The organism is Streptosporangium jomthongense (genome assembly GCF_042650425.1).
Lineage (GTDB): Bacteria > Actinomycetota > Actinomycetes > Streptosporangiales > Streptosporangiaceae > Streptosporangium.
The window spans coordinates 173,483-194,754 of sequence record NZ_JBHSBC010000053.1 but is presented as its reverse complement, the minus strand read 5'-3'; the positions used below and the strand labels follow the sequence as shown (position 1 = coordinate 194,754).

The 21,272-nt window shown below is 70.6% G+C and carries 25 protein-coding genes; 13 read left to right on the top strand and 12 right to left on the bottom strand.

Annotated elements, in window-relative coordinates; genetic code table 11:
* The 6 genes from ACFOYY_RS39765 to ACFOYY_RS39740 all read right to left on the bottom strand — a co-directional run bounded on the left by ACFOYY_RS39765 (position 1) and on the right by ACFOYY_RS39740 (position 6,391).
* The gene (locus tag ACFOYY_RS39765) at positions 1 to 1,029 is read right to left on the bottom strand and encodes a hypothetical protein (protein WP_362778970.1); all 1,029 of its coding nucleotides are present in this window, start codon (positions 1,027 to 1,029) and stop codon (positions 1 to 3) included.
* A 5-nt stretch (positions 1,030 to 1,034) separates the two neighbouring features.
* The gene (locus ACFOYY_RS39760) at positions 1,035 to 2,018 is read right to left on the bottom strand and encodes a TylF/MycF/NovP-related O-methyltransferase (RefSeq protein ID WP_362778967.1); all 984 of its coding nucleotides are present in this window, start codon (positions 2,016 to 2,018) and stop codon (positions 1,035 to 1,037) included.
* Positions 2,015 to 3,271: a hypothetical protein gene (locus tag ACFOYY_RS39755; protein ID WP_386196479.1), complete on the bottom strand. Its 1,257-nt coding sequence runs from the start codon at positions 3,269 to 3,271 to the stop codon at positions 2,015 to 2,017. Before ACFOYY_RS39755 ends, ACFOYY_RS39760 begins: the two co-directional genes overlap by 4 nt.
* Entirely contained in the window at positions 3,271 to 4,344 is a 1,074-nt protein-coding gene (locus tag ACFOYY_RS39750) for a hypothetical protein (RefSeq protein WP_386196477.1), read from the bottom strand. The genes ACFOYY_RS39755 and ACFOYY_RS39750 overlap by 1 nt, the downstream gene beginning before the upstream one ends.
* A 26-nt stretch (positions 4,345 to 4,370) precedes the next feature.
* The gene (locus ACFOYY_RS39745; RefSeq protein WP_386196476.1) at positions 4,371 to 5,948 is read right to left on the bottom strand and encodes a YcaO-like family protein; all 1,578 of its coding nucleotides are present in this window, start codon (positions 5,946 to 5,948) and stop codon (positions 4,371 to 4,373) included.
* A gap of 320 nt (positions 5,949 to 6,268) precedes the next feature.
* Entirely contained in the window at positions 6,269 to 6,391 is a 123-nt protein-coding gene (locus ACFOYY_RS39740) for a hypothetical protein (protein ID WP_352013422.1), read from the bottom strand.
* 165 nt (positions 6,392 to 6,556) lie between these two features.
* Here ACFOYY_RS39740 and ACFOYY_RS39735 point away from each other — a divergent pair, with 165 nt between their 5' ends.
* Both ACFOYY_RS39735 and ACFOYY_RS39730 read left to right on the top strand, forming a co-directional pair.
* The gene (locus ACFOYY_RS39735) at positions 6,557 to 6,919 is read left to right on the top strand and encodes a hypothetical protein (RefSeq protein WP_386196473.1); all 363 of its coding nucleotides are present in this window, start codon (positions 6,557 to 6,559) and stop codon (positions 6,917 to 6,919) included.
* Positions 6,919 to 7,662 (top strand): hypothetical protein, encoded by a 744-nt coding sequence (locus ACFOYY_RS39730; RefSeq protein ID WP_386196471.1) that lies wholly within the window; start codon positions 6,919 to 6,921, stop codon positions 7,660 to 7,662. Before ACFOYY_RS39735 ends, ACFOYY_RS39730 begins: the two co-directional genes overlap by 1 nt.
* 72 nt (positions 7,663 to 7,734) lie before the next feature.
* On the opposite strand, the gene ACFOYY_RS39725 is transcribed toward ACFOYY_RS39730, so the two are convergent.
* Positions 7,735 to 8,499, bottom strand: coding sequence for a class I SAM-dependent methyltransferase (locus ACFOYY_RS39725; protein WP_352013419.1), 765 nt, complete (start codon positions 8,497 to 8,499; stop codon positions 7,735 to 7,737).
* Positions 8,500 to 8,693: 194 nt separating this feature from the next.
* Here ACFOYY_RS39725 and ACFOYY_RS39720 point away from each other — a divergent pair, with 194 nt between their 5' ends.
* The 4 genes from ACFOYY_RS39720 (at position 8,694) to ACFOYY_RS39705 (ending at position 10,959) form a co-directional block, all read left to right on the top strand.
* Complete coding sequence (locus ACFOYY_RS39720; RefSeq protein ID WP_386196469.1) at positions 8,694 to 9,332, top strand: TetR/AcrR family transcriptional regulator; 639 nt, start codon at positions 8,694 to 8,696, stop codon at positions 9,330 to 9,332.
* Positions 9,333 to 9,345: 13 nt separating this feature from the next.
* Positions 9,346 to 10,167 (top strand): NAD(P)H-binding protein, encoded by an 822-nt coding sequence (locus ACFOYY_RS39715; protein ID WP_352013417.1) that lies wholly within the window; start codon positions 9,346 to 9,348, stop codon positions 10,165 to 10,167.
* A gap of 117 nt (positions 10,168 to 10,284) precedes the next feature.
* A complete protein-coding gene (locus ACFOYY_RS39710; RefSeq protein WP_386196466.1) occupies positions 10,285 to 10,722 on the top strand; it encodes a hypothetical protein in 438 nt (145 codons plus the stop codon).
* 99 nt (positions 10,723 to 10,821) lie between these two features.
* Positions 10,822 to 10,959 (top strand): hypothetical protein, encoded by a 138-nt coding sequence (locus ACFOYY_RS39705; protein ID WP_362911953.1) that lies wholly within the window; start codon positions 10,822 to 10,824, stop codon positions 10,957 to 10,959.
* A 1-nt stretch (position 10,960) separates the two neighbouring features.
* Here ACFOYY_RS39705 and ACFOYY_RS39700 read toward each other — a convergent pair whose 3' ends face one another.
* The 3 genes from ACFOYY_RS39700 to ACFOYY_RS39690 form a co-directional block, all read right to left on the bottom strand.
* Positions 10,961 to 11,428: an SRPBCC family protein gene (locus ACFOYY_RS39700; RefSeq protein WP_386196464.1), complete on the bottom strand. Its 468-nt coding sequence runs from the start codon at positions 11,426 to 11,428 to the stop codon at positions 10,961 to 10,963.
* Entirely contained in the window at positions 11,425 to 11,760 is a 336-nt protein-coding gene (locus ACFOYY_RS39695) for an ArsR/SmtB family transcription factor (protein ID WP_386196463.1), read from the bottom strand. The genes ACFOYY_RS39700 and ACFOYY_RS39695 overlap by 4 nt, the downstream gene beginning before the upstream one ends.
* Before the next feature lie 208 nt (positions 11,761 to 11,968).
* Positions 11,969 to 12,796, bottom strand: coding sequence for an SDR family NAD(P)-dependent oxidoreductase (locus tag ACFOYY_RS39690; RefSeq protein WP_386196460.1), 828 nt, complete (start codon positions 12,794 to 12,796; stop codon positions 11,969 to 11,971).
* A 96-nt stretch (positions 12,797 to 12,892) separates the two neighbouring features.
* Here ACFOYY_RS39690 and ACFOYY_RS39685 point away from each other — a divergent pair, with 96 nt between their 5' ends.
* From ACFOYY_RS39685 to ACFOYY_RS39655, 7 genes are all read left to right on the top strand, one after another.
* Positions 12,893 to 13,477 carry a TetR/AcrR family transcriptional regulator gene (locus ACFOYY_RS39685; protein ID WP_386196458.1) on the top strand — a complete coding sequence of 195 codons (585 nt, stop codon included), beginning with the start codon at positions 12,893 to 12,895 and terminating at the stop codon, positions 13,475 to 13,477.
* A gap of 996 nt (positions 13,478 to 14,473) precedes the next feature.
* Entirely contained in the window at positions 14,474 to 16,048 is a 1,575-nt protein-coding gene (locus ACFOYY_RS39680) for a pyridoxal phosphate-dependent decarboxylase family protein (RefSeq protein ID WP_386196456.1), read from the top strand.
* The gene (locus ACFOYY_RS39675) at positions 16,045 to 17,586 is read left to right on the top strand and encodes a hypothetical protein (RefSeq protein ID WP_352013409.1); all 1,542 of its coding nucleotides are present in this window, start codon (positions 16,045 to 16,047) and stop codon (positions 17,584 to 17,586) included. The genes ACFOYY_RS39680 and ACFOYY_RS39675 overlap by 4 nt, the downstream gene beginning before the upstream one ends.
* Positions 17,587 to 17,634: 48 nt before the next feature.
* Positions 17,635 to 18,126, top strand: coding sequence for a hypothetical protein (locus ACFOYY_RS39670; RefSeq protein ID WP_352013408.1), 492 nt, complete (start codon positions 17,635 to 17,637; stop codon positions 18,124 to 18,126).
* Between the two features lie 25 nt (positions 18,127 to 18,151).
* Entirely contained in the window at positions 18,152 to 18,931 is a 780-nt protein-coding gene (locus tag ACFOYY_RS39665; protein WP_352013407.1) for a hypothetical protein, read from the top strand.
* Positions 18,932 to 18,971: 40 nt separating this feature from the next.
* The gene (locus ACFOYY_RS39660) at positions 18,972 to 19,421 is read left to right on the top strand and encodes a hypothetical protein (protein ID WP_352013406.1); all 450 of its coding nucleotides are present in this window, start codon (positions 18,972 to 18,974) and stop codon (positions 19,419 to 19,421) included.
* Between the two features lie 5 nt (positions 19,422 to 19,426).
* A complete protein-coding gene (locus ACFOYY_RS39655; protein ID WP_352013405.1) occupies positions 19,427 to 19,975 on the top strand; it encodes a hypothetical protein in 549 nt (182 codons plus the stop codon).
* Positions 19,976 to 20,132: 157 nt separating this feature from the next.
* Here ACFOYY_RS39655 and ACFOYY_RS39650 read toward each other — a convergent pair whose 3' ends face one another.
* Both ACFOYY_RS39650 and ACFOYY_RS39645 read right to left on the bottom strand, forming a co-directional pair.
* Positions 20,133 to 20,798 (bottom strand): DUF305 domain-containing protein, encoded by a 666-nt coding sequence (locus ACFOYY_RS39650; RefSeq protein ID WP_352013404.1) that lies wholly within the window; start codon positions 20,796 to 20,798, stop codon positions 20,133 to 20,135.
* A gap of 23 nt (positions 20,799 to 20,821) precedes the next feature.
* Positions 20,822 to 21,272, bottom strand: a 451-nt coding sequence (locus ACFOYY_RS39645) for a universal stress protein (RefSeq protein WP_386196453.1), incomplete at its 5' end; no start/stop codon positions are given.

Sequence of the window (21,272 nt, the reverse complement as noted above, 5' to 3'; positions counted from 1 at the left end):
TCAGATCCGGAACGCGTTGTCGGGCAGCCGTGCCGCCGCCGCGTCGGGTGTCCACCGCGCGTACCGCCGGTGCACCGCGTCGAGATGCCCCCGGTACAGGTCGATCATCTGCCGCAGGATGACGAACAGATGCTCAACGACGGCCGGTGTGAGGTGACGCTCCTCCGACAGCAGCAACGCGGGCAGCCCGGCGTGGTCGCCCTCGACGTCGTCGTCCTCGTGCGCGCGGAACACCTTGATCAGGCGGTCCGGCACGCCGTGGTCACGGGCGAGCAGGTCCAGCACGTCGTCGCCCGACCGCGTCCCGCCGGACCGCGGCGCCGGAACCTCGGGCAGGACGAGCGCGGCCGCGAACTGCGCCACGCCCTGCCAGGCGAAGGCGCCGTAGGCGTGGCTGTAGGCCATCGTCTCGACGGCCTCCGGAGCCCGGCGCAGGACGTCGACGTCGAGACCGGCGAAGGCGAAGCCGCTCAGCAGCAGCTCACCGTGGCCGGACTCCGAGTCGCGGAAATCCTCCAGCGCCGCGCGCTGGGCGCCGGTCATGTCGTGCCGGAACACCGGCTCGCTGGACCAGCGGGCGCTCCGCACGACGAAGTAGGTCTCCACGAGGAATCCGAGCGCGAGCCCCGGGTTCGGGCCCTCGGCCAGGGCGCGCAGCAGGGGCGCGTCGCGGACCGCGGCCGGGAACCGGCGGCGGAACACGTCGAGCAGCCTGCACGCCACGTACGTCCCGGGCACGTGCTCCTGCCGGGCGGCGTCGGGGTCGACCAGCAGGCCGGTGCTGAACAGCCGCTGAACGGCCGCGCGCGCCTCACGTTCGCCGCATCCGAGCCAGCCGCCCACCTCGGACAGCAGTTGCTGCGGCGGCACGCCGTGCGCCAGCCGCGTGAGGTCCGGGGTTTCGGCGGTGCGCGCAGGGAACTCGGCGCGGTACGTGCCGTCCTCGATGCGCACCACGCCGTCGTCGACGGTCAGGGACGCGCGGTCGCTGAACCGCGGGCGTACCGCGAAATCAATGACGTCTGGCATCGGTCCTACCTTTCAGCGGGTTTCACGAAGACACGGCCCTGGGTGTCGATGCGGTGCAGCAGCACCCGATGGTCCAGCCCGGCGAGGTACTCATCGGTGGCTCGCGTGGCGCCGCTCAACTTGCCGTAGTCGTCGACGATGACCACCCCGTGGGGTACCACTCTCGGGTACAGCTCACGCAGCTCGTGCAGGGTCGACTCGTACTGGTCCGTGTCCAGGCGCAGCAGCGCGATGCGGTCCGGCGCGTGCCCGGGGACGGTGTCCTGGACGAACCCGGTCACACAGTGCACACGCTCGCCCGGGTACCCCGCCGTGGTGATCCGTTTGTGGATCTCGGCGGCGGAGGTGCCGGATGACATGTGCTCCGGCGTTGCGGCCTCGGCGCCGGTCGTCCGCTCCTCCGCCCCGACCATGCCGTCGTGCCCGCCGGCCGGTTCCCAGGCCCAGTCGAAGGTGTCGAATAGGTACAGGTCGCGGTCCTCGACGTGGTGGTTGAGCAGGGCCAGCGCGGCCAGCAGCATGCTGCCGCCCCGCCAGACGCCGCACTCCACCACGGCGCCCGGGATGGCGTTGCCGGCGATGTGTCCCACCGCCGACCACAGGGCGTACTGCGCGGCGGCCGAGGTGAGGGTGAGGTCCTCACACTGCCGGGCGGCTTGGAGGAAGTCGTGGTCGTGGTCGAGGTCGGGAGCGGCGGACACGACCTTCGCGATTTCGGCGTGTACGTCACGCAGGGCGACGCCCGGTTCGTCGGCCACGACACGGGCCCCGCGCAGATGCCCGAGCAGGGCGGCGGCCGAGTGCCGGTCGAGCCCGGTCAGAGGGGCGAGCGCCTCGGGCAGGTCCTGCGCCGCCGTGCCGCGCGCGATCTCCGCCAGCACGACGAGGACACCCGGATCGACCTGCCAGAGGGTGAACGGCCGGTCGACGTGGCCGAGGACGAGCCGGCCGTCCTTGACGGCCACGAACGCCCCGTCTGTCAGCTTCATGACGTCGTCCTTTCCTGGTCCAGTGCGCCGCGCCGGACCAGTTCCCGCATGAGCGTCGCGGCTTCGGCGAGGCCCGGCGGGCCACCGGAGGCGCGCATCGTCCCGCTCCATCCGGCGAGGGTCCGCGTCGTACCCGGCTCCAGCGTGGCCAGGAATCCGTTGAGCCATCCGCCGCCGCGCACACGCATGACGTGCCCGTTGGCCGCCAGATAGGTCGTGTCGTCGACGACCAGCGTCGCCACGGCCGACACGTCCGGGACAGTGAGCAGGTCGGCGGCCGCGAGGCCGGGGCACGGCCGCGGCGGCGGCACCACCTCGAAGTTCGACGCGGTCCTGCGCCGCAACCGGCTGAGGCGCGTCTGCAGGTCCAGGCCGGTGCCTTCGAGGACGCGGGTCAGGGCCTTGCGCACGGCCGCCTCGACGGCGTCGGCCCGGTCGGTGCCCTCCTCCCCCGGTGTGCCGCCCAGGAACCGGGCGACGCCCAGGTCTGCCTCGGCCTGCTTGCGCAGCCGCCGCAGCACCGTGGCGAGCCGGTCGTCCCACTGGTAGTACGCCATGTGCAGGGACACCGTCGCCTCCCCGTCGGAGGTCGCGCAGTGCCAGCGGTCTGACGGCCAGTACATGACGGTGCCCGCGCCGCCCTCGACCACGGTGGCCGTGTCGCGATGGTCCTCGACGCGCACCGACGCGGGCAGGTTCACCTGACGCTGGGTCGCCTCGGCACCCGCGACGTGGCCGAACACCTCGAAGGGCCATGTGTAGTAGCGCTTGGTGCCGCTGATGACGTGGGTGAAGACGCCTGCGGTGTCCTTGTGGATCAGTGTCGGCGCGGTGCCGTACGCGGAGGCGATGAGGTGGCAGTCGACCCCACCGGCCACCTCCGAACCGGTCGCGGCGATGACGGCGTCGGCCTGGCGGCGCAGGACGCGCCAGAAGTCCCAGTCGAACTGCTGGAGCGAGTTGACGGTCAACGCGAAGGACCGCACCCGACCGCGGAGACGGTCGGCGTATCCGGCGAAGCCGCTGTCCAGCCCGCGGCCGGGCAGGTACGGGTCGAGCTGGGTGGGGTTGACGATGTTGTCGTCGGTGAAGAGCCGTACGTCCTGCGGGTCGGGCAGCGTCGTACGGGTGGCGGCGGCGGTGCACGCGAGCGTGAACAGCCGCTCCTCGGTGAAGGCGCCGGTGTCCCAGGGCGGGTCGATCACGCCGGGCCCGCTCTCCCACAACGTGGTGATGTCCGGTCGCCCGCTCATCACAGCGACCGCCGGGCGTGCTCGACGTAGGGGGCGACGCGGGGGTCCCGGGCGCTGAGCGACTCGCCGTGGTCGCGGACGAACCGGTCGGGATCGGTGACGCCCTCGTCCTTGAGGAAGGCGGCCAGTTCTCCGCCCTCTGCGCCCGCCCACAGCAGGCCGGCCAGCAGCTGCGCGTCGACACCGGGGGCGAACACACGGGAGAAGATCTTCCGGCGGCGGAACTCGGGCACCGTCGGGGCGAGTCTGGCGAGGTCGTCGTCGGCGCGGGCCGCGGCGGCCCGTTCCAGCAGCGCCGACACCTCGTCGGGCGGGTTGTCGCTCAGCTCGTCGAGCACGTGGATGAGATGGATCGGGTCCACCACGGTCATCGCCTGTTCCAGCGTTCGCAGGTACAGCCGCCGGTTCGCGCGGCGCAGCATGCCGAGCCCGTCGATCCATCGCTGGACGTTGGACGTGCGGTGGAAGGCGGCGGGCAGGTATCCGATGCCGGGACCGACGAACTCGTGCGGCCGATGCGCGGGGCCACCCGCCTCGGGTTGGGCGGGCGCGCGTCGCACCGCCACCGTCACCGACGGCTTCTCGATCCAGTAGAGCTCGTGGACGAGGGTCGGCAGGATCGGCGAGACCGACGCGGCGCGCATCATGGTGCGGCTGGTCGCCGACAGTGTCGCGGACGTGACGCCGTCACCGAGCGCGTCGAGTGCGGAGAAGTCGTACTCAAGGTGGACACGGCGGCCGCTGAGCGCCAGGAACGCGCCGGACGACACGTGCTTGTGCAGGGTGGAGGAGTTCTGCAGCCAGTACAGTACGTCGACCCGGATCGTCTCGGTCCTGACCACGGTGATACAGGCGTTGCCGAAGTAGTTCTCCCATGACTGGTCCAGCCAGCCTCGCGGGTCCGCCAGCAGTTCCGCGAGGAGCAGACCCGGGTCCACCCGGGCGAGTGCCGTCGAGCCCGCGAGGGCGGCGGCCAGCGCGTGCGCAGAACGGTCGTCGTCGGCCGTTTCCGTCTGTTCCTCGACGGCGGTCAGAGCGTCCTGGAGTTCACGGAACGCGTCGATGGTGCTCACTTCGGCTCCTTGTCGTCGTCGGCCGGTCAGGTCGGTATGCCGTGCCGCCACGGCGCGTCGGTGGGTAACCGGGCCCCGCCGCGGCTGGCCGAGGCGTACGGCACGGTCGCCGCCCCCGGTACCAGCACCCGCACCACGGTCCAGTCGGGGCCGCGCAGCGGCAGCCGGACGACGATCGGTCCGCGGTCCGCGGCGGCGAGCCCGCGCACCAGGTGCTCCAGCTGTCCGGGCGCGTCGTGGTACGGCATCTCGGGTACGGCGTGCGGACGCTGGGAGTCCAGGTACCGGCGGCACTCGTCGATGACGGACGGGCGCCGCCACCGCGCGTGCACGGTGCTCGTCGCGGCGCCCGCGCGATGCGCGCGCACGCCCTCGTGGTACACCTGGCAGAGCTCCAGCATCGCCGAGTCGACGGCCTCGTCGAACGTCAGGCCGGATCCGCTGGAGCGCACGAGCAGCCCGGCGTGCGGATCGTGGTGGAAGGCGTGCACGTCGGGCATGAGGTATTCCCGGTTCGGCCAGTGCAGGACCCAGAGGTCGCCGCGGAAGGCGCCGGTCAGGCGGAGGCGGCGCAGGGAGGCCGCGGTGTCCAGCCGGTACGCGGGCCGCAGCCCGGTGAAGTGGTGGTAGAGGCTGTCGCGCTCAAGCACCTCGCGCAGGCCGCGCAGGGTCGCGTCCGCGACGTCCGGTGCCGCCGCGAGACCGGTCGTGCCGCCGTAGGTGGGCCGGTCGGCACCGACGTAGGGGAACGTGACCAGGGCCTTGGGCACCGCGACGGTGGTGTGGTCGGTCAGATCCGTGCCGTCGACGTAGTCGGCCGTGGGCGCCGGGCCGCGGTCCCAGACGTCGCCGTACGGATGGAACTGCGCCAGGTCGACCCTGCGTGACGTCTTGGCCGCCGGTGGCAGGCTCCAGTTGGCCTCGTAGGCCGTGTAGCGTTCGACGGCCTCCCCTACCGCGCCGGTCACCGCGGCCTGCGGATCGGTTCCCTTGCCGCTGTTTCCCTCCAGGTGGTCCTGACCGGAGGCGGGGGTCCGGCAGGTGGCGATGCGGCTGCCCGCGACCGCTCCTGGCCCGGTCTTCAGCCCGCGCACCATCCCGAACGTCCACGCCTGTGTGTCCGGCACGTCGCGGAACGCGGTACGGCGCAGGGCGGCGGGGGTGGCGAAGGAGACCCGCCTCCCGGAGTCGGCGAGGACGGCGTCGTCCGCGGTGTGGCGGGTCGCGGCCAGCACGGCGCGGACCAGGCCGTCCGGGTCGGCGCGCAACCGCCACAGCGTCGTGGAGGGCCGGTCGTGCAGGCCGAGTTCGGCGAGCCGGTGCTCGAAGGCCCAGCGCCGGTCCGGCCCCGGCCCGGGCAGCGGCCCGGACAGCGGCTCGGGGCCGGTCACGTACAGGCCCTCGAAGGACTCGCCCACGCGCAGGAGCCGGCCCGCGCGCAGCGTGCGGGCCAGTGCGTCGTGGTCGGCCTGGCGATGCGTGACGATCAGGACGAGCGTCTCGGGGAGCGACGGACGCCCGATGACCCACCGGGCCTGACCGGCGGCGGTCAGACGGCGGGCCAGCTCCGCGCACGCGCGGGCCGGCACGCCGGCGCCGCGCACGAGCACTCCCGTCACCGGTGCGCCGGGCCCGGAAACGTCCGGGCCGAAATCGCCCGTTTCCAAATCACCGGAAAGCGCGAGAGGCTCGATGAAACCAGCTTCCACCGCATTGTCCACACCCATGTCCTGCGCAATTGTGGACGCGTCGATCATATCGGTCGCAAGGCGGACCAATGAAAGTTTCGGTCCCAGTAGGAATGCACTCGCCCCCTGGGCGGCGGTGACCACCCAAGGGGCGAGACCATAGGCGAAATCGCTGCTTTCGGACGCCACAGAATGTGATCCAGAGGCAGCCGGATACGAATTCGCCATGCGCGACGTCAGTAGGACTTCGGCTGCAGAATGATCGGGTTGCTGTCGAGTTCCATCATTTCGACAGTGAACTGGACGTGCTCCTCGCCTGCGGCGGGGAGCTCAGACTCGGAAGCCAGGTTCTCAGCCATGCGTACCTCTTTCGAGGGTCGACGACGATTCTGACAAAAGTTAACAGGCGCAGACAACATAATCAATGGTGCGGGTGGCGGGAATGGACGGCCGCTGTTATGGTCGGATTTCGGCGGCGGCAATCAAGCGCCCGGACGTTGACATGTCTTCTGAGGGGTCGTTGCATGGTCACTCACGCCGGCGTGCCGGATCTCTGGGCATTGGACCGGATCGAAGAGGTCGCGTCGCCCTATCACGACTGGGTGCCGCAGGATGAGCCGGTCCTGTCCGAGAACGTCGTGCTGAGGGCCGAAACCGACGGCGTCGAGATCGTCCGCGCCGGGGCCGTCGCCGGCCGGATCCGGGGCGTGTCATGGTCGGCCGCGTTCGCCGAGCACCTCGCCGTGCGGCCGCCGCTCACCGCGGGCGACCTGGCACGGAGACTGTCCGTCCCCTTCCCCCAGCTGGCCGACGCGCTCATGACACTGGAACGGTTCGGCGTCGTACGCACCGCGCTGGCCGAACGCTGCTCCCGGGGAGGTGCCTGATGGATGTCGATCCGTTCGCGCCGCGGGTCTTCGACGACGTGCTGCCCCCGGCACTGCTCGAAGCGCTCAGCGCCGCGGCCGCCGCGTTGCCCAACCGCACGCTGTCCTTCTGGACCGGCCTCGACGCGCCCGGACCACCGCTCATCGCGGCCGTCCTGCGCCACCTGAAGGCACTGGTCGGGCTCCCGCAGCTCGACCGGCCCGGCGCCGGGGTCGAGTGGTGGGTCCGCCGAGCCCCCGCCTACCACTTCCAGCCCTGGCACGTGGACAAGGACGAGGCGCTGTTCATGCGCGACGGCGTCGTCCGGCCGCCGACGGCAGCCAGCGTCTTCTACCTCGGCGACGCGGGCGGTGCGACCATCTTCTCCTCTCAGGTCTGCGACCAGGAGGGCACGGCCCTCGTCCCGCGCCGCCTCGAACGCGCGTGGACCATCGCGCCACGCCGCAACCGGTTCGTGGTCGCCCGGGGCGACGCCGTCCACGCGGTGCTGCCCAGCCGCGACCACGCGCAGCGGGTCCGCACCAGCGTGCCGATCAACTGGTGGTCAGCTCCGATGGTCGGCAACGAGCGGCTGGCGACCGAAGCCTCCGACCACGAGGCCCTGGCACGGCTGACCGACGCGCCGGTGCCGGCTGAGCCGTCGAAACCGGTGCGGGTGCCGCTGCGCACGTGGTACGCCGCGGATCTTCCCCGCCCGGTCGAGCAGCGCTGGCCCGCGTGGAAGGCCGAGTCCCAGGCCTGAACGGCCCGCCGTGCCCAGAAGCCGTCGCCGGCGAAGGCGGAGGTTCCGGGGAACGAATCCCGTTCCACGAGGTCATGGACGCCCGACGACGAGCTTGAGGGAGCCGAGGAACTCGGGCTGCTCACGCAGGTGGCCGAAGCGCTCGTCCCAGGCGCCGCTTTCGAGGTCGCGCCGCAGCCGATCGACGGTACGGGCCTGAACGGCGTCGTCGACGAAGCCCCACGCCGACTGCGAAGCCCGGACCTCGGCGTCGAGGAAGCGTTCGGGGCGGGCGTAGTAGGCCTCGGCGAAACCGTCGACGCAGTCGAACGGGATCGCGACCGGCAGCACCTCGGCACGGCTCCCGATGTGGGAGGCGATCAGGTCGATCGGCGGGTAACGCCGGTGCTCCACGGCGATGATCTCGGGGGCGTACTCGGCGAGCCAGTACAGGCCGAGAAGGTCGCGGTCGAAGGTCAGGACGACGACCGGGCCCCGGCTGACCCGGCGCAGCTCGCGCAGGCCCTGCCCGAGGTCGCTCCACTGGTGGACGGTGACGGTGGCCATGGCCGCGTCGAAGGCGCCGTCGTCGAAGGGCAGCCGCTCGGCCGCGGCGTTCACCGCGGGGGCCAGGTGACGGGGCCGCTGGGCGCGCATCATGGCCGACGGCTCGACCGCCACGACGTGCCGGTCCGGCGGCTCGTAGGAGCCGGCGCCCGCGCCGACGTTGACGACGGTCCTGGCCTGCCCGAGCGCGGCGTGGACGTGGGCGGCGATACGGGGGTCCGTACGGCGCTGCCCGGCGTAGCCGTGGCCGTGACGCTCGTAGTCGAAGTCCCCGGCGGGAATGGTGGTCAAGAGACCTCCTGTGAGGAGCGAGTGACGACGGCCCGGACGGAGCACGGCCCCTGACACACCCCGGGGGTGGTTTCGCCACGTGAGGACCGGCGCCGGGCACTCTCTTCGAGGAGCATCGCATCCGCCGCCCCGCCGCCGCACGGCGGCCCCGGAGAAGTCCTCGTTCAAACAAACGGTTGACTATCGTGATCCACATGGCCTCGTCGAGGAAGCCCTCTCCGGACGGGCGCGCGCGGACGGCGGAGGAGACACGAGAACGCCTCCTCGCCGCGGCCGTCGCCGAGTTCGGCGCCAAGGGCTACGCCGGAGCCCGTACGGCGTGCATCGCCGCGCGGGCCGGGGTCAACCAGCAACTCATCTCCTACCACTTCGGCGGCAAGCAGGGGCTGCTCGACGAGCTCCGGCGCCGGAGGGAGAAGATCCAGGCGACGATCGTCCCGCCGGGGGCCTCGTTCGCCGGACGGATCCGCGCCTACCTCGACGCGACGTTCGACCGGCCCGACTGGGCCAGGTTCGTGGCCTGGCAGGCGCTGGGCGACTGCCCGTTCGCCGACGCCGAGGAGGAACGGCTGCGGGCGGAACAGCAGCGGGAGAAGACGGTCGCGGCGGTGGCCGAGGCCAGAAGACGGCAGGAGAACGGTGAGGTCCGCGCCGGGACCGACCCGGCGTTCGCGCTCCTGGCCGCCTACGCGATCACGCTCGCGCCCGTCACGATGCCGCAGCTCGTCGAGGACGTCCTCGGTGGCGACCCGCTGTCGCCGGAGACCCGGCGGATCCTTCGCACCCAGCTCGTCAGGCTGCTCACCGATGAGCAGACCGAGGAAGACGAATAGGAGAACCCACACGATGGTCACCGTTGTCTTCGGCGCCAGGGGAAGTGTCGGCCGCCACGTCGCCGCGGGTCTGGCCGCGTTGGACGTGCCGGTCCGGCTGACGAGCAGAACCCCGGACGACTCCCACGTGGCGGCGGATCTGGACGCGCCGCACACCCTGCCCGCCGCGCTGGAGGGCGCCTCGCAGGTCTTCCTCTACGCCAGGTCAGAGGGCGTCGACGGGTTCGTGACGGCCGCGCGTTCGGCCGGGGTGCGGCACGTGGTGCTGCTCTCCTCCGCCGCGGTCGTGCAACCCGGTTCCGCCCACAACCCGATAGCTCGCGAGCACCGGGCCGTGGAGTCGGCCCTTGAGGAGTCCGGGATCTCGTGGACCTTCGTCCGCCCGGGGATGTTCGCGACCAACACCCGCTGGTGGTGGACGGAGCCGATCAAGAAGGGCGAGGCCGTGCGGCTGCCGTACCCGGACTCGATGATCGCCCCGGTCGGCGAACGGGACATGGCGGCGGTCGCGGTACGGGCGCTGACCGAGCAGGGGCACGGGCGGCAGGCCTACACGCTGTACGGCCCGCAGGCGCTCACCCTGCGCGAACAGGTCGGGCACATCGGCGCGGCCATCGGCAGGGAGATCCCGGTCGAGGTGGTGACGCCCGAGGAGGCGCGGGCCGATCTGAGCGAGAAGATCCCCCGGATGGGGGTCGAGGCGATCATGCGTGCCTGGGAGGCGGGCACCAGGGCCGTCCCGGAGACCTCGATCATCGTCGAGAGACTCACCGGGAGGCCCGCCCAGACGTTCGCCGAGTGGGCCCGGGAGCACGCCGACGACTTCCGTCCTTGACGGGGCCGACGGGGCGGAGCGTCGGTCGCGGTGTGAACGTCCTCGGCGCCGACGGTCATGGACCGGTTCTGTGAGCCGTTGTTCACTGAGCGCACCGGCCTCACGAGAGGAACAACGATGCACTGGACGCGAATGGCGGCGATCGCCGCGTTGAGCGTGGCGGCAGCGATTCCGGCGACACCGGCGGGAGCCGTCACCGGCCCGCCCCCGGCCGGGGCCTCCGGCGCCCTGGCCTACCCCACCGCCAACGTGTGGGTCAGCCCCACAAGCTGGAGCGGTGACTGCTCACGCGGGCACACCTTCACCTTCACCGGCCAGATCTCGGTGCTGCTCACCCCGGAAACGGTCCGTTACCGCTGGATCCGCAGCGACAACGCCTCCGCTCCGATACAGGAGGTGCACTTCGGCCTCGGCCAGACGACCAGGTCGGTCAGCACGACCTGGCTGATCGGCGCGCCGGGGACCCACTCGGAGGCGATCGAGATCCTCTCCCCCACCCACTCCTATTCCAACTGGGCGTCCTTCAACCTGCGGTGCACGAACACGCCCGGGTGACACCCCGCTGAGAGAACGTCCCGGCTGGGATCGGCGGACGGCGGCCACTACGGTCGGAGCGCGAGGCCCCCGTACATCCGATCCCGCTGGAGGTCGCCCATGGCTCGCACCGGACAGCAACGGCTGGCGCGGCGCCTGGGACCGGCCGACGCGGTGGTCGTCGCCGGTTGCGCGGTGCTGGCCGCGGGGGCCGTCGTGTACGGCCTGCGCAGAACACTCGCTCCTCGTTCCCCGTGACTCACCGGGCGTCCTGGGGCGCGCGCCGCAGGAACGTCTCGATCCGGTCGAGCGCGCCCGCCCACGCCTCCTTGGCGAAGAAGTCACGGGTCTCCTCGGTCGGGAAGCCGGACTGGACGACGGTCATCAGGGTCTGGCCGTCCGGCTGCTCGGCGAAGGTGACCTCGACGTGCGTCGTCAGGGTCGCGCCGTCGGGCGAGCTGCCGGTCACCTCCGACACCAGCCGGTTCGGACGCTCGACCACCAGGAAGGTCTGCCGTTCGCGGAACAGGTTGTCCTCGTCCGGCCCCCACGCGGCGGTCTGCACGCCGCCGACGCGCAGGTCCACCTCGATCTCGACGACACCGGGGCGCTCGTCGAGGATGGAGAACCAGATCTTCTGCTTGTCCGCGTCGGTGTAGGCGTCGAAGACCTCCTCGGGGGTGGCGGGGAGCACCCGGGTGATCCGGAGCTGGGAGGCGTCGTTCATCGCTCGGTGCCTTTCCTCAGGGTGAAATAGATGTCCAGGCCGTCCATGCGGCGTTCCCAGAGCCGCTGGTAGCGGCCGATCCAGGCCGTCACGTCGGTGAGGCGCTCCGGCCCGAGGCGGCACTGCCGTACTCTGCCGACCTTCTCGGTGGCGACCAGGCCCGCCTCTTCGAGGACCTTGACGTGTTTGGCCAGCCCGGTGACCGTGATCCCCGCGCGTTCGGCCAGTTCGGAGACCGTGGCGGGTCCCTCGCCGAGCCGGACGAGGATGTCGCGGCGCGTCCCGTCGGAGAGCGCCGCGAACACCTGGTCGAGAGCCTCTCGCTGAACCATGTGGTTCACCATACCATCAGTGAACCACGTGGTTCAACGTCTGGCGCGGAACCACGCCTCGTACATCCGGGCCGGCGGTTCATCAGCCGCCGCCCCTCCGGGCACCGGCCCCTCCCGACGGTGCCGCGACCGCTTCAGCAGGCAGGTCGACACGGCGTCGCCGCCGGTCATGAGGCCGCTCCTGTTTCCCGGTGCTCTGGCCGTACGGCTAGAGGTTCAGCAGGTGAGCGGTCAGGTCGTACAGGCGGCGGGCGGCGTCCGGGTCGAGCGAAGGTAGCGCGGGATCGAGCGGGCGGCGGCGGTCGTAGGCCAGCAGCCCACCTCCGCCCGGCGGGTCGTCCATCAGCTCGATGATCGGCGCGATGGCCTTCTCGACCGGCTGGGCGGCGATCCTGGCCAGCAGTTTGACGGCCGCCCTGGCCGGCTGCCCGAGGCTGTCAGTGCCGCTGTCGGTGAAGCCCGGATGGTGCAGCAGATAGCGGACGCGGCCGTCCGGGTGGTTGGCGGCGTAGGCGGCACCCAGGAGGTCCGTGGCCCGCCCGCCCTGCAGCAGGGCCCTGATTCCGCCGTAGCCACGCCGGAGCGACAGGTCGTCCCAGTGGACCCGTCCCTTGGTGATACCGACCCCGCAGACGTTCACGATCATCGGGTTCTCGCCGCGTTCGAGCAGGCCGGTCAGGCCGTAGGCGAGCAGGAAGCGGCTGACGTAGTAGAGGGCGAAGGTGGACTCGTAGCCGTCGGCGGTCTCGGTCCTCCGGGGGAAGTGACGGATCGCGGTGGACACCAGACCGTCCAGTGCGTCGTACCGCTCCCCGACCTCCTTGATCACCCGGGCGTTCTCCGCGACCGAGGTCAGGTCGGCCCGCAGGAAGGTCGCCCGTTCTCCCGCGCCCAGCCCAGCGGCCTCTTCGAGGAAACGCCGCCCCCTGGCCGGATCGCTGCCCACGGCCGTCACCCGGTCGCCCCGGCGCAGGAAGTGTAAGGCCAGTCCTCTCCCCATCCCGCTCGTTCCCCCCGCAACCACATATGTTCGCATATTTCCCCCTTTAAGTCATCGAACGCTGACTTGAGGGAACGTAGCACGGGCCCCACGTAGAATGTCAACGGTCGATGACACAGGGAGGGGCCCGCGTTGCGGAAGAGAGACAGGGAGGCCACCCGGGCACGTCTGCTGGAGGCCGCCAGACTGCGTTTCGCCCGCGACGGCTACGACGCCACCAGCGTCCGTGACATCGCCGGAGACTCCGACGTCGACGCCACCCTGATCTTCCGCTACTTCGGCTCGAAGAAGCGGCTCTTCGAGGAGGCCACCGCCGCCGACCTGGCCCCCGACCTGCTCGACGGGCCGAACGAGGAACTGGTCGCCCGCATGGTGCGCACGGTCGTCGACCAGGACTGGACGGAGTACGGCGGCGAGCACCCCCTCGTCGCCCTGCTGCGTTCCTCCGCCCACGAGGACACCCGGCGGCACCTCCGCGAGGAGGTCTGCCACACCTACGTCAACGCCCTGCGGGACCTGGCCGAGGGTGACGACGCCGAGTTGCGGGCCGAACTGCTCAGCGCCTGGCTGGTCGGCATCGGCATCCTGCGCTCGGTCGTGGCCACCCCCGCCCTGGCCAGGGCGCGGACCGCCGACCTGGCCCCGCACGTCGCGGCCGTCGCCACGGGCCTGCTGGGCCGTCCCATGTCCGGAGCCGTGGACCGGCCGGAGGCCTGACGCGGGCTCATCGCCGGTCCCGGCACGGGACCTCCCCGCGCGGAACGGGGAGAGCGGGCCTGAAATCCCCGGCAGCGGTGAAGGCCTGCGCGACGGACGCCGCCGGCGTGACGTCCTCGTAGGGTACGCCGGGCACCTGGGCCGGCTCGCGTTCCAGAGGCTCCCCGTGCCCGGCGGCAGAGCGCGCGAGATCGGCGATCACGGCTCGCCGCGTCCGGTGAAACGGCACCGTCCAGCCCAAGGTGGCACGCGCAGGATGCCGTTGACATGACACCACCCAGAAACATAAGAGGTGTCCACTTTTATGACCGACACGCCGAAGAAGGCTGACATGTAGCCCACCTAGGGCTTCTAGCGTGTTTCGGGAAAGCTGCCGCATACAGGAGAAACGTCCCGTTGAAAGAGCGGGCCGCCAAGGGTGTGGATTTCAAAACCCGAGCTTGATCAAGGTTCGCGAGAAAAACTCACATTTACCGAACGGTAATAACTTACAGAACATTATCCCGCCTCGGTCACAATGTGTAACCGCACCATCCGCGCCTATCGCTCGACTTGCATCACTCCCGCCATTAATGATTAGGTCTGCTGCATGAAGGGCGTGCCAACGTGTGCGGCGGACGGAATTCGGGACGGATTGCTTTTGCGCCGGCTACAGGACCTCACCAGGTCCTGAGAACCGGCGGAACCGCCGGACCGACCAGCACCGATCGAACGGGTGAAACAGGGGAAAGCGAAAGTTTTTCGGGTTCTCCCATGCCGTCGATCGGGGTTCTCCCTCCGCGTTGGACCGTTCTACCCCCCGGGACGGACCTGCGAAGACATGAATGACTCCGCGCGCCCTCGGGCACCGGAGTTCCTTTGCTGCTCGATGCACCACCGTAGAAAACGCATTTTCCGCGAGAATCCCACGCGTCCGAAGAAGAGTTCGAGCCGCCATTTTCGAATTCCTATCGAGATGTAAGAGTTCTCGACGCCGGATCATTTGGAGCATCATTCGTGACGAGTTCACTTTCCGATGTCCAGAGTTCCTTTCCCGAGCCGACGACCGGTGAGGACCTCTGGCACTCCGCATCGGGCCTCACCGCGGCCTTCGACCCGGGACGTTTCCACGAAGGCGCTCTGGACATCGTCGACCGCCTGACGGCCTATCTGGGCGACCGGTCGGTCCGAGGACTCGACCTCATCGACCCGGAGGTGCTGCTCAAGGCCGCACGGGGACTGATGACCCCCGAACGGCAGCGCGTCGCCGACTTCGACGCCGACCGGGTGAAGCAGATCGTCGACCTGTACACCGAGACCGGGATCCCGGTCCACTCCCCCGGCTACATGGGGCGGCAGTTCTCCGGCGTGGTGCCGCTGGCCGGTCTCATCGACCTGGTCGGCTCGGTGGTCAACCAGCCCTCCTCCTTCTACGAGGCCGGGCAGCTCCCCAACGTCGCCGAGCGGCTCATGGCCGAGGAGCTCAACCGGTTCATCGGCTGGGACCGCGACCGGTTCGCCATGGTGACGACGTCGGGGGGCTCCCTGGCCAACCTGACCGCGCTGCTGGCCGCCCGCAACCACGCCTTCCCGCAGATCTGGACGCGCGGCGCCGGTGGCGCGCCGGGCCTGCCGGCCATCGCGATCAGCGAGGAGGCCCACTACAGCGTGACCCGGGCGGCCGGGGTGCTGGGCATCGGTGAAGGACAGATCATCCGGCTGCCGGTCGACCAGGCGGGACGAATCCGCCCCGACCTGGCGGGGTCGGTGCTGGACGAGGCGAAACGACGCGGCCTGCGGCCGTTCTGCCTGGTGGCCTCGGCCGGAACCACGTCGCTCGGCGCCTTCGACCCGCTGGAGGACCTCGCCGCCCTGGCGCGCCGCCACGGGCTCTGGCTCCACGTGGACGGGGCGCACGGGGCGAGCCTGCTGCTGTCGGAACAGCACCGGGACAAGCTGCGCGGCATCGAACTGGCCGACTCCCTGACCTGGGACGCCCACAAGATGCTGTTCATGCCGGCGCCGTGCACACTGCTGTTCTACCGGGACCGTACGGCGGCGCGCGGAGCGTTCCAGCAGCGCGCCAGCTATGTCTTCGACGAGGAACCGGACATATACAGCGCCTACGACAGCGCGGACAAGAACTTCGAGTGCACCAAGCGCCCGATGATCATGCCGCTCTGGACGGTCTGGTCGGTCTACGGCCCGGCGCTGTTCGAGCAGAAGATCGACCGGCTGTGCGAGGTGACCCGGCAGGCGCACCGGATGATCGCCGCCGAGCCGGACTTCGCCGTGGCGCACGAGCCGGAGTCCAACATCCTGTGCTTCCGGTATCTGCCGGACGGGATGGAACCGGCGGCCGCGCACCGGTTGCAGCTGGAGATCCGCAACCGGATACGGGGCGGCGGGCGCTTCTTCATCTCCAAGGTCGACATCCAGGGGACGGCGGCGCTGCGGGTGGTGGTGATGAACCACCTGATCGACGCCGATCACCTGGCCATGCTCATCGCCGAGATCAGGGACATCGGGCAACGGGTGCTGCGCGCGAGCGCCACGGCCCGGCACGACCAGCGGAACGGGAGTCAATCATGACAATTACGGATTTTGACATCGCCGCCTCGGCGCGGCTGGCGGCACAGCTGATCCCCGAGGAGGAGCTACGGCCCCGCTCGGTCGACGACGTCACCCGGCTGACGTCGTTCGCGGAGAGGCTGGACGAGTGCGGGCGGCTCACCGGCGTCCCGTACTGCGAGTCCCCACTCGACCTGCAGAACGCGCTGGTGTTCCGCCGCCTGCAGCAGCTCGTCGGCATCAGCCTGCTCAACCCGTTGTGGCGCGAGCGGCTGCACTACTTCGGCATCCGCGACGTCCCCGCCGACATGACCGAGTGGGAGCGGATCCCCCTGTCGGACAAGATCGTGCAGCGGGACATGTTCATGGGCCCGCGGGCCGGGATGGTCGTGCCGCTCGACCGGGGCGGGTTCGAGGTCGTGGCCAGCGGCGGCACCGGCGACGGCACGCCCCTGGAGATCGTGTACTCCCTGCGGGAGCTGCGCGACACCTACCGCATCTCCGGGGCGTTCATGGGCGCCTACCAGCTCAACCGCTACCTGCGCGGTCCCGCGCCGCGCTGGCTGTTCACCACCCTGGCCGACTACCAGATGTGGAGCAGCGGGACCATGGTCGGCGGCGTCCTGGCGAGCGTCCCCGGGGTCAACTACATCGGCGCGGGACCGGTCAGCGCGCCGGTGCTGGAGCACATGTTCTCCTACCCCGGCCACAAGGCCCTGATGGGCATCACCGCCGGCATCGCGCTCCTGCCCGAACTGGGCGCGGGCCTGTCCCCGCAGGCCAGGGCCGACTTCCGGGTCGCCATGTACGGCAGCGGCTCCCTGCCGCAGCGCAAGCGTGACGAGCTGCAGGCGTTCTTCCCCAACGTGTCGATCCTCAGCTACTTCGCCGCGACCCAGGCCGAGTGCATCGGGCTCCAGCTCGACCACACCTCGCCCGCGCTGTCCGCCGTACCCGGGCTGCACCTGGTGGAGATCGTGGACGAGCACGGCCGCGCCGTCGCCGAGGGCGAGGAGGGCGAGCTGGTCGTCACCCGGCTGCACGCCGACGAGGCGCCGCTGCTGCGTCTCAAGCTCGGGGACCGGATGATCCGCCGACCCGCCCTGGACGGCCCCGGGCTGCGCACCGAGAGGTTCGAGTTCGCCGGACGCACCGCCGACGTGCTGCACCTCAACGACAGCCAGTACTCGGCGACGCTGGCCTACGCGGCCCTGCGCACGCGGCTGCGCTCGGCGACCGGCGTCGACCTGGACCTGATCGCGCACGAGCTCCAGTTCCACAACCACCGTGAGGACCGGACCCTCACCCTGCTCGCGGCGGTGGACGACCCCGACGGTACGACCGCGGCCGTCGAGCGGGCGCTGGGCGCGAGCGGGACGCGGCGGCTGTTCCTCCAGGCGCTGCCCGCCTCCCTGTCGCTCTTCAACGACCGGGAGGCCAACGCGGCTGCCATCGAGCAGACCGGCTACGGCTTCCGCCTGGCGTTCGTACCGCCCGCGTCGCCGCAGATCGAACGGACCACCGTCGGCAAGACGCCCCTGGTCAGAGACCGGGGCTGAGCGCCTGGCCGTCCAGGTGCCCGAATGACACCCGACACGGGAGGACAGATGAAGGAAAAGGTCAACATCGTCGTGATGGTCGACGCCGTCGGGGCGTTGTCCGACCGGACGCTGCACAACGGCAATCTCTCGCTGGTCGACGACAGTACGGCCGGGAGTCAGCACCAGGGGACTCCCGACCTCGTCACGGCGGTGGTCCCGGGACAGGTCGTCCACTGGACGCCCATCCACGTGGACGTGCAGACCCCGGTCGAGATCCAGTCCATCGAGTTCCTGTCCGGCGCGGTCGCCCCGCTCCCGGACGAAACGACCGGTCAGGCCGCGCAGCCGTACCCGGTGGAGTCCGCCGTCGTGCCCGCCCTGGGCGTCGACGCCACGGCCTCCAACGGGCACGACAACCACGACCTGCTGGTGTGGGAGGGCGTCGTGCCCTACGACATGGTGCCCGGTGTGCCCTACCGGTACCGGCTCTCCCTCAAGCTCCACGAAGGACCCAACAGCGTGCTGTACGTCGACTCACCCGCGCTGCTGCGCGTGTGAACCCTGTTCCGCGAAAGGCGGTCTCATGGCCCAGCAACACGGGATCATCGTGCTCTTCGATGTCGAGAACGCGCTGAAGACGCGCTCGCTCGACGGGAACACGTACTGGTTCGACAACATGAAGTTCATCGGTTCCACCGGAGTGGGAACCGAACAGCTTGAAACGATCGTGCCCGGCACCTACTTCCTCGACGGGTCGCAGGCGACCGAGCAGGTGCTGAACTGGCTGCCCGCGGCGCTGGGGGCGATCCCCCCGACGGTGCCGCGCAACTACCTGGCCGAGCAGGAGCGCGCCGACGACCGGCGCACGCTGGAGGAGCTCGCCGCGCTCAGCGGCGAGGGCGGCGTGAGCGAGGCCGACCTCAAGCGGCTGCAGCAGCGGGTCGGCAAGCGGGCAGGCCGGCAAAGCGGGCGCGGGCTCACCGCGGCCAAGCTGCTGGACGTCACCGGCAAGACCACCAGCGGCGCCGACGCCTACAACTACCCGGCCCCGGTGATCACCGACATCACCGGCCCGGCCGTCACCGAGAAGATCATCTACCCGGCCCAGTACGGCTCGCCCGACATGGTCTACGACGGCTGGTACTGGGCCGCGACCGTGGACACGAGCAGGCCCGGCGTCTACTCGTACACCGTGCACGTCCAGCTGCACGAGCTGGTCGAGCGCAACGACGAGCTGGTCTGGGAGTCCGTCGACCTGACCTGCACGTCAAGCCTGAAGATCATCAGCGATCCGAAGCGCAACGGGTTCACCGGCGCCGGACTGGGCGTGCTTCCGCTGCCGCCCGTCCCGGCCGCCGGCTGACCCGGACCGAGCCGGAACGTCTTCGAAACGGAGGAGCCGCATGCCCCCGAGAACCAGACAGTCCCAGCGCCGGCCCGCCCGGCCCGTGACGATCACCGCGGTGGTCGACCCCGTGGCCGCGCTCGCGTCGGAGAACCTGGACGACAACCTCTACCTCTACGACACCAACAGGGCCGCCGGGTCGACCGGGTTCGGCACCCCCGGGCTGCGCAGCCTGGTGCACAAGGGTGACACCCTGTTGTGGAACGTGCTCCCGCTTGAGTGCGAGACCTACGTGTCCCTCACCGACATCGAGATCGACCCGCGGATCGCCGAGCCCGTGCGGAAGGTGTACCCCGGAACCGACATCGTGTTCTGGACCGCCGAGGTCAAGCAGGACATCACCGAACCGGTCCCCTACCGGCTCTCCTTCCTGCTCGGCACCGTCAGCACGCCGTTCACTCCGACCGCCAGGCCCGTCCTGGCCGGTCCCGCCCCAGAGGGAAGGTAAGGCCGATGACCCAGGCGTACGCGGCCACGGACTTCGCCGACCGCGGCCAGCTCAACTCCGTCCAGCTGAACGTGGTGACCCTCGTCGACATGGAGAGGGCCGCCGCGACGAAGTCCCTGGACGGCTGCCTCTACATGATGGACAACAGCGTCGGCGGCGTCGGCCAGGGTGGTGACCACCTGGAGACCATCTGCAAGCAGGGCCAGGTGATCAACTGGATCATCCGCCCGATCGACATGCACCGCCGTCCCGACGGCACCTGGCCCCCGATGCCGAAGATCAACAATTTGGTCTTCCTCGACGTCGAGAAGGGTGACGAGGACGACGTCGCCGAACGCCGGATCATGACCGAGCTGAAGGTCTACGGCGGTCCCGACCGGATGCGCGACGAGTACACCGCCGTCTACTACTACTGGGCCGGGGCGGTGATGAGCGACGCCAAGCCGGGGCTCTACCGCTACCGGTTCGTCCTGGAGCTGGAGAAGGAACACGGCACCGACAAGCTGTACCTGAACTCGGTCAACTACCCCGCCCTGCGGGTGCTGCCCGTCTGACGGCCCTCCGGGACCGTGAGACCGTGCCGGCCCCGGCCGGCACGGAGCATCGGGGGTGCGCCCTCGGCGGGGGCGCGCCCTTCGAGCCCGGGCGGACTCATCCCCAGACCGCCCGGGCGGCTCCTCCACAACGGCGTGGCGGAGCCGGAGAACCCGTTCAGAACCGCACGAGCATCGACCGCATGTGGACGATCTCGGCGGTTCTGGCCGTGGTGATCGAGGAGGCCAGGGCCTTGGCCTTCGGCGACAACCCGTCCCGCTGCTCGATCCCGGCCAGGGCGATCTCATCGCTGTGGTGGCGGATCATCAGGTTCAGGAACATCCGGTCGAAGTCCGCCCCGGACGTCCTGCTCAGCGCCTCCAGGTCGGAGGGGTCCATCACGTACGGTCCCCGGTCCGCTCCGGGTCCGACGTCCTCGTCTCCACGGCACCTCACGTCGCCGTTGCCCGGGCTCATGCACGGATCGGGGGGCGGGACCTGGTCCCCCCAGCCTTTCAGCCAGGCGGTCAGCTGGTCGATCTCGGCCTTCTGGGCCCGTCCGATCCGTTCGGCCGTCGCCCTGACCTCGGGGTCCGCCGCGCGTGCCGCGGCCATCTCGGTCATGATCAGCGTCTGCCGGTGGTGCTGGATCATCCGCTGGGCGAAGAACACGTCCTGGGCGTTGTGCTCCTCAAGGACATCGGTGAACACGAGGGCGGGCGCGCCCGCAGGCGGCCCCGCGGTGAGGACGACACCGGGGGCGCAGGCCGTCAGGACGGTCCCGGCGCCCAGGGCTGCGGCCACGAGGGCCACCCGGCGGGCGGGAGTGCTTCGTGTACCCATGGCATATCCCCCTGCGAGGGTTCTCACGTCCTGTGCGAAGCCGCACGTGGGGCGGACTCGCGATCTCCGTCCCTTCCGGGAGCCCTTCCCGGGAAGGGGGTCACGACCACCGGGCAGGCGGCGTGGTGCAGCAGCGAGTGGCTCACCGAGCCGAGCAGCAACCCCTTCAGGTCGCCGCGTCCGCGTGATCCGACCACCAGCAGGTCGGCCTCCAGTGACGCCTCCCGCAGCGCCTCGACCGGATGGCCGTACTCCAGCCACTCGACGACCTTGACGTCCGGGTGACGTTCGCCCTGGCCCGCCAGGGCCTCGGCCAGCGCGCGCCGTTCCCGCTGGGCCGCCTCCTCGGCGTCGGCGAGCGCGAACGGCCCGCAGCCCACGATGGGCCGGCTCCAGGCGTGCACCGCGTGCAGCTCCGCGCCCCTGGCCTCGGCCTCGGCGAAGGCGAAGGCCACGGCGTCCGCCCCCGCCGGG

What these genes read in the sequence shown, in the direction of transcription:
- ACFOYY_RS39740 (WP_352013422.1), bottom strand. Translation starts at nt 6,391, where the DNA reads ATGGCTGAGAACCTGGCTTCCGAGTCTGAGCTCCCCGCCGCAGGCGAG.
- ACFOYY_RS39675 (WP_352013409.1), top strand. Translation starts at nt 16,045, where the DNA reads ATGACAATTACGGATTTTGACATCGCCGCCTCGGCGCGGCTGGCGGCA.
- ACFOYY_RS39720 (WP_386196469.1), top strand. Translation starts at nt 8,694, where the DNA reads ATGGCCTCGTCGAGGAAGCCCTCTCCGGACGGGCGCGCGCGGACGGCG.
- ACFOYY_RS39700 (WP_386196464.1), bottom strand. Translation starts at nt 11,428, where the DNA reads ATGAACGACGCCTCCCAGCTCCGGATCACCCGGGTGCTCCCCGCCACC.
- ACFOYY_RS39705 (WP_362911953.1), top strand. Translation starts at nt 10,822, where the DNA reads ATGGCTCGCACCGGACAGCAACGGCTGGCGCGGCGCCTGGGACCGGCC.
- ACFOYY_RS39660 (WP_352013406.1), top strand. Translation starts at nt 18,972, where the DNA reads ATGCCCCCGAGAACCAGACAGTCCCAGCGCCGGCCCGCCCGGCCCGTG.
- ACFOYY_RS39695 (WP_386196463.1), bottom strand. Translation starts at nt 11,760, where the DNA reads ATGGTTCAGCGAGAGGCTCTCGACCAGGTGTTCGCGGCGCTCTCCGAC.
- ACFOYY_RS39690 (WP_386196460.1), bottom strand. Translation starts at nt 12,796, where the DNA reads ATGCGAACATATGTGGTTGCGGGGGGAACGAGCGGGATGGGGAGAGGA.
- ACFOYY_RS39760 (WP_362778967.1), bottom strand. Translation starts at nt 2,018, where the DNA reads ATGAAGCTGACAGACGGGGCGTTCGTGGCCGTCAAGGACGGCCGGCTC.
- ACFOYY_RS39735 (WP_386196473.1), top strand. Translation starts at nt 6,557, where the DNA reads ATGGTCACTCACGCCGGCGTGCCGGATCTCTGGGCATTGGACCGGATC.
- ACFOYY_RS39665 (WP_352013407.1), top strand. Translation starts at nt 18,152, where the DNA reads ATGGCCCAGCAACACGGGATCATCGTGCTCTTCGATGTCGAGAACGCG.
- ACFOYY_RS39755 (WP_386196479.1), bottom strand. Translation starts at nt 3,271, where the DNA reads ATGAGCGGGCGACCGGACATCACCACGTTGTGGGAGAGCGGGCCCGGC.
- ACFOYY_RS39765 (WP_362778970.1), bottom strand. Translation starts at nt 1,029, where the DNA reads ATGCCAGACGTCATTGATTTCGCGGTACGCCCGCGGTTCAGCGACCGC.
- ACFOYY_RS39650 (WP_352013404.1), bottom strand. Translation starts at nt 20,798, where the DNA reads ATGGGTACACGAAGCACTCCCGCCCGCCGGGTGGCCCTCGTGGCCGCA.
- ACFOYY_RS39715 (WP_352013417.1), top strand. Translation starts at nt 9,346, where the DNA reads ATGGTCACCGTTGTCTTCGGCGCCAGGGGAAGTGTCGGCCGCCACGTC.
- ACFOYY_RS39730 (WP_386196471.1), top strand. Translation starts at nt 6,919, where the DNA reads ATGGATGTCGATCCGTTCGCGCCGCGGGTCTTCGACGACGTGCTGCCC.
- ACFOYY_RS39710 (WP_386196466.1), top strand. Translation starts at nt 10,285, where the DNA reads ATGCACTGGACGCGAATGGCGGCGATCGCCGCGTTGAGCGTGGCGGCA.
- ACFOYY_RS39655 (WP_352013405.1), top strand. Translation starts at nt 19,427, where the DNA reads ATGACCCAGGCGTACGCGGCCACGGACTTCGCCGACCGCGGCCAGCTC.
- ACFOYY_RS39670 (WP_352013408.1), top strand. Translation starts at nt 17,635, where the DNA reads ATGAAGGAAAAGGTCAACATCGTCGTGATGGTCGACGCCGTCGGGGCG.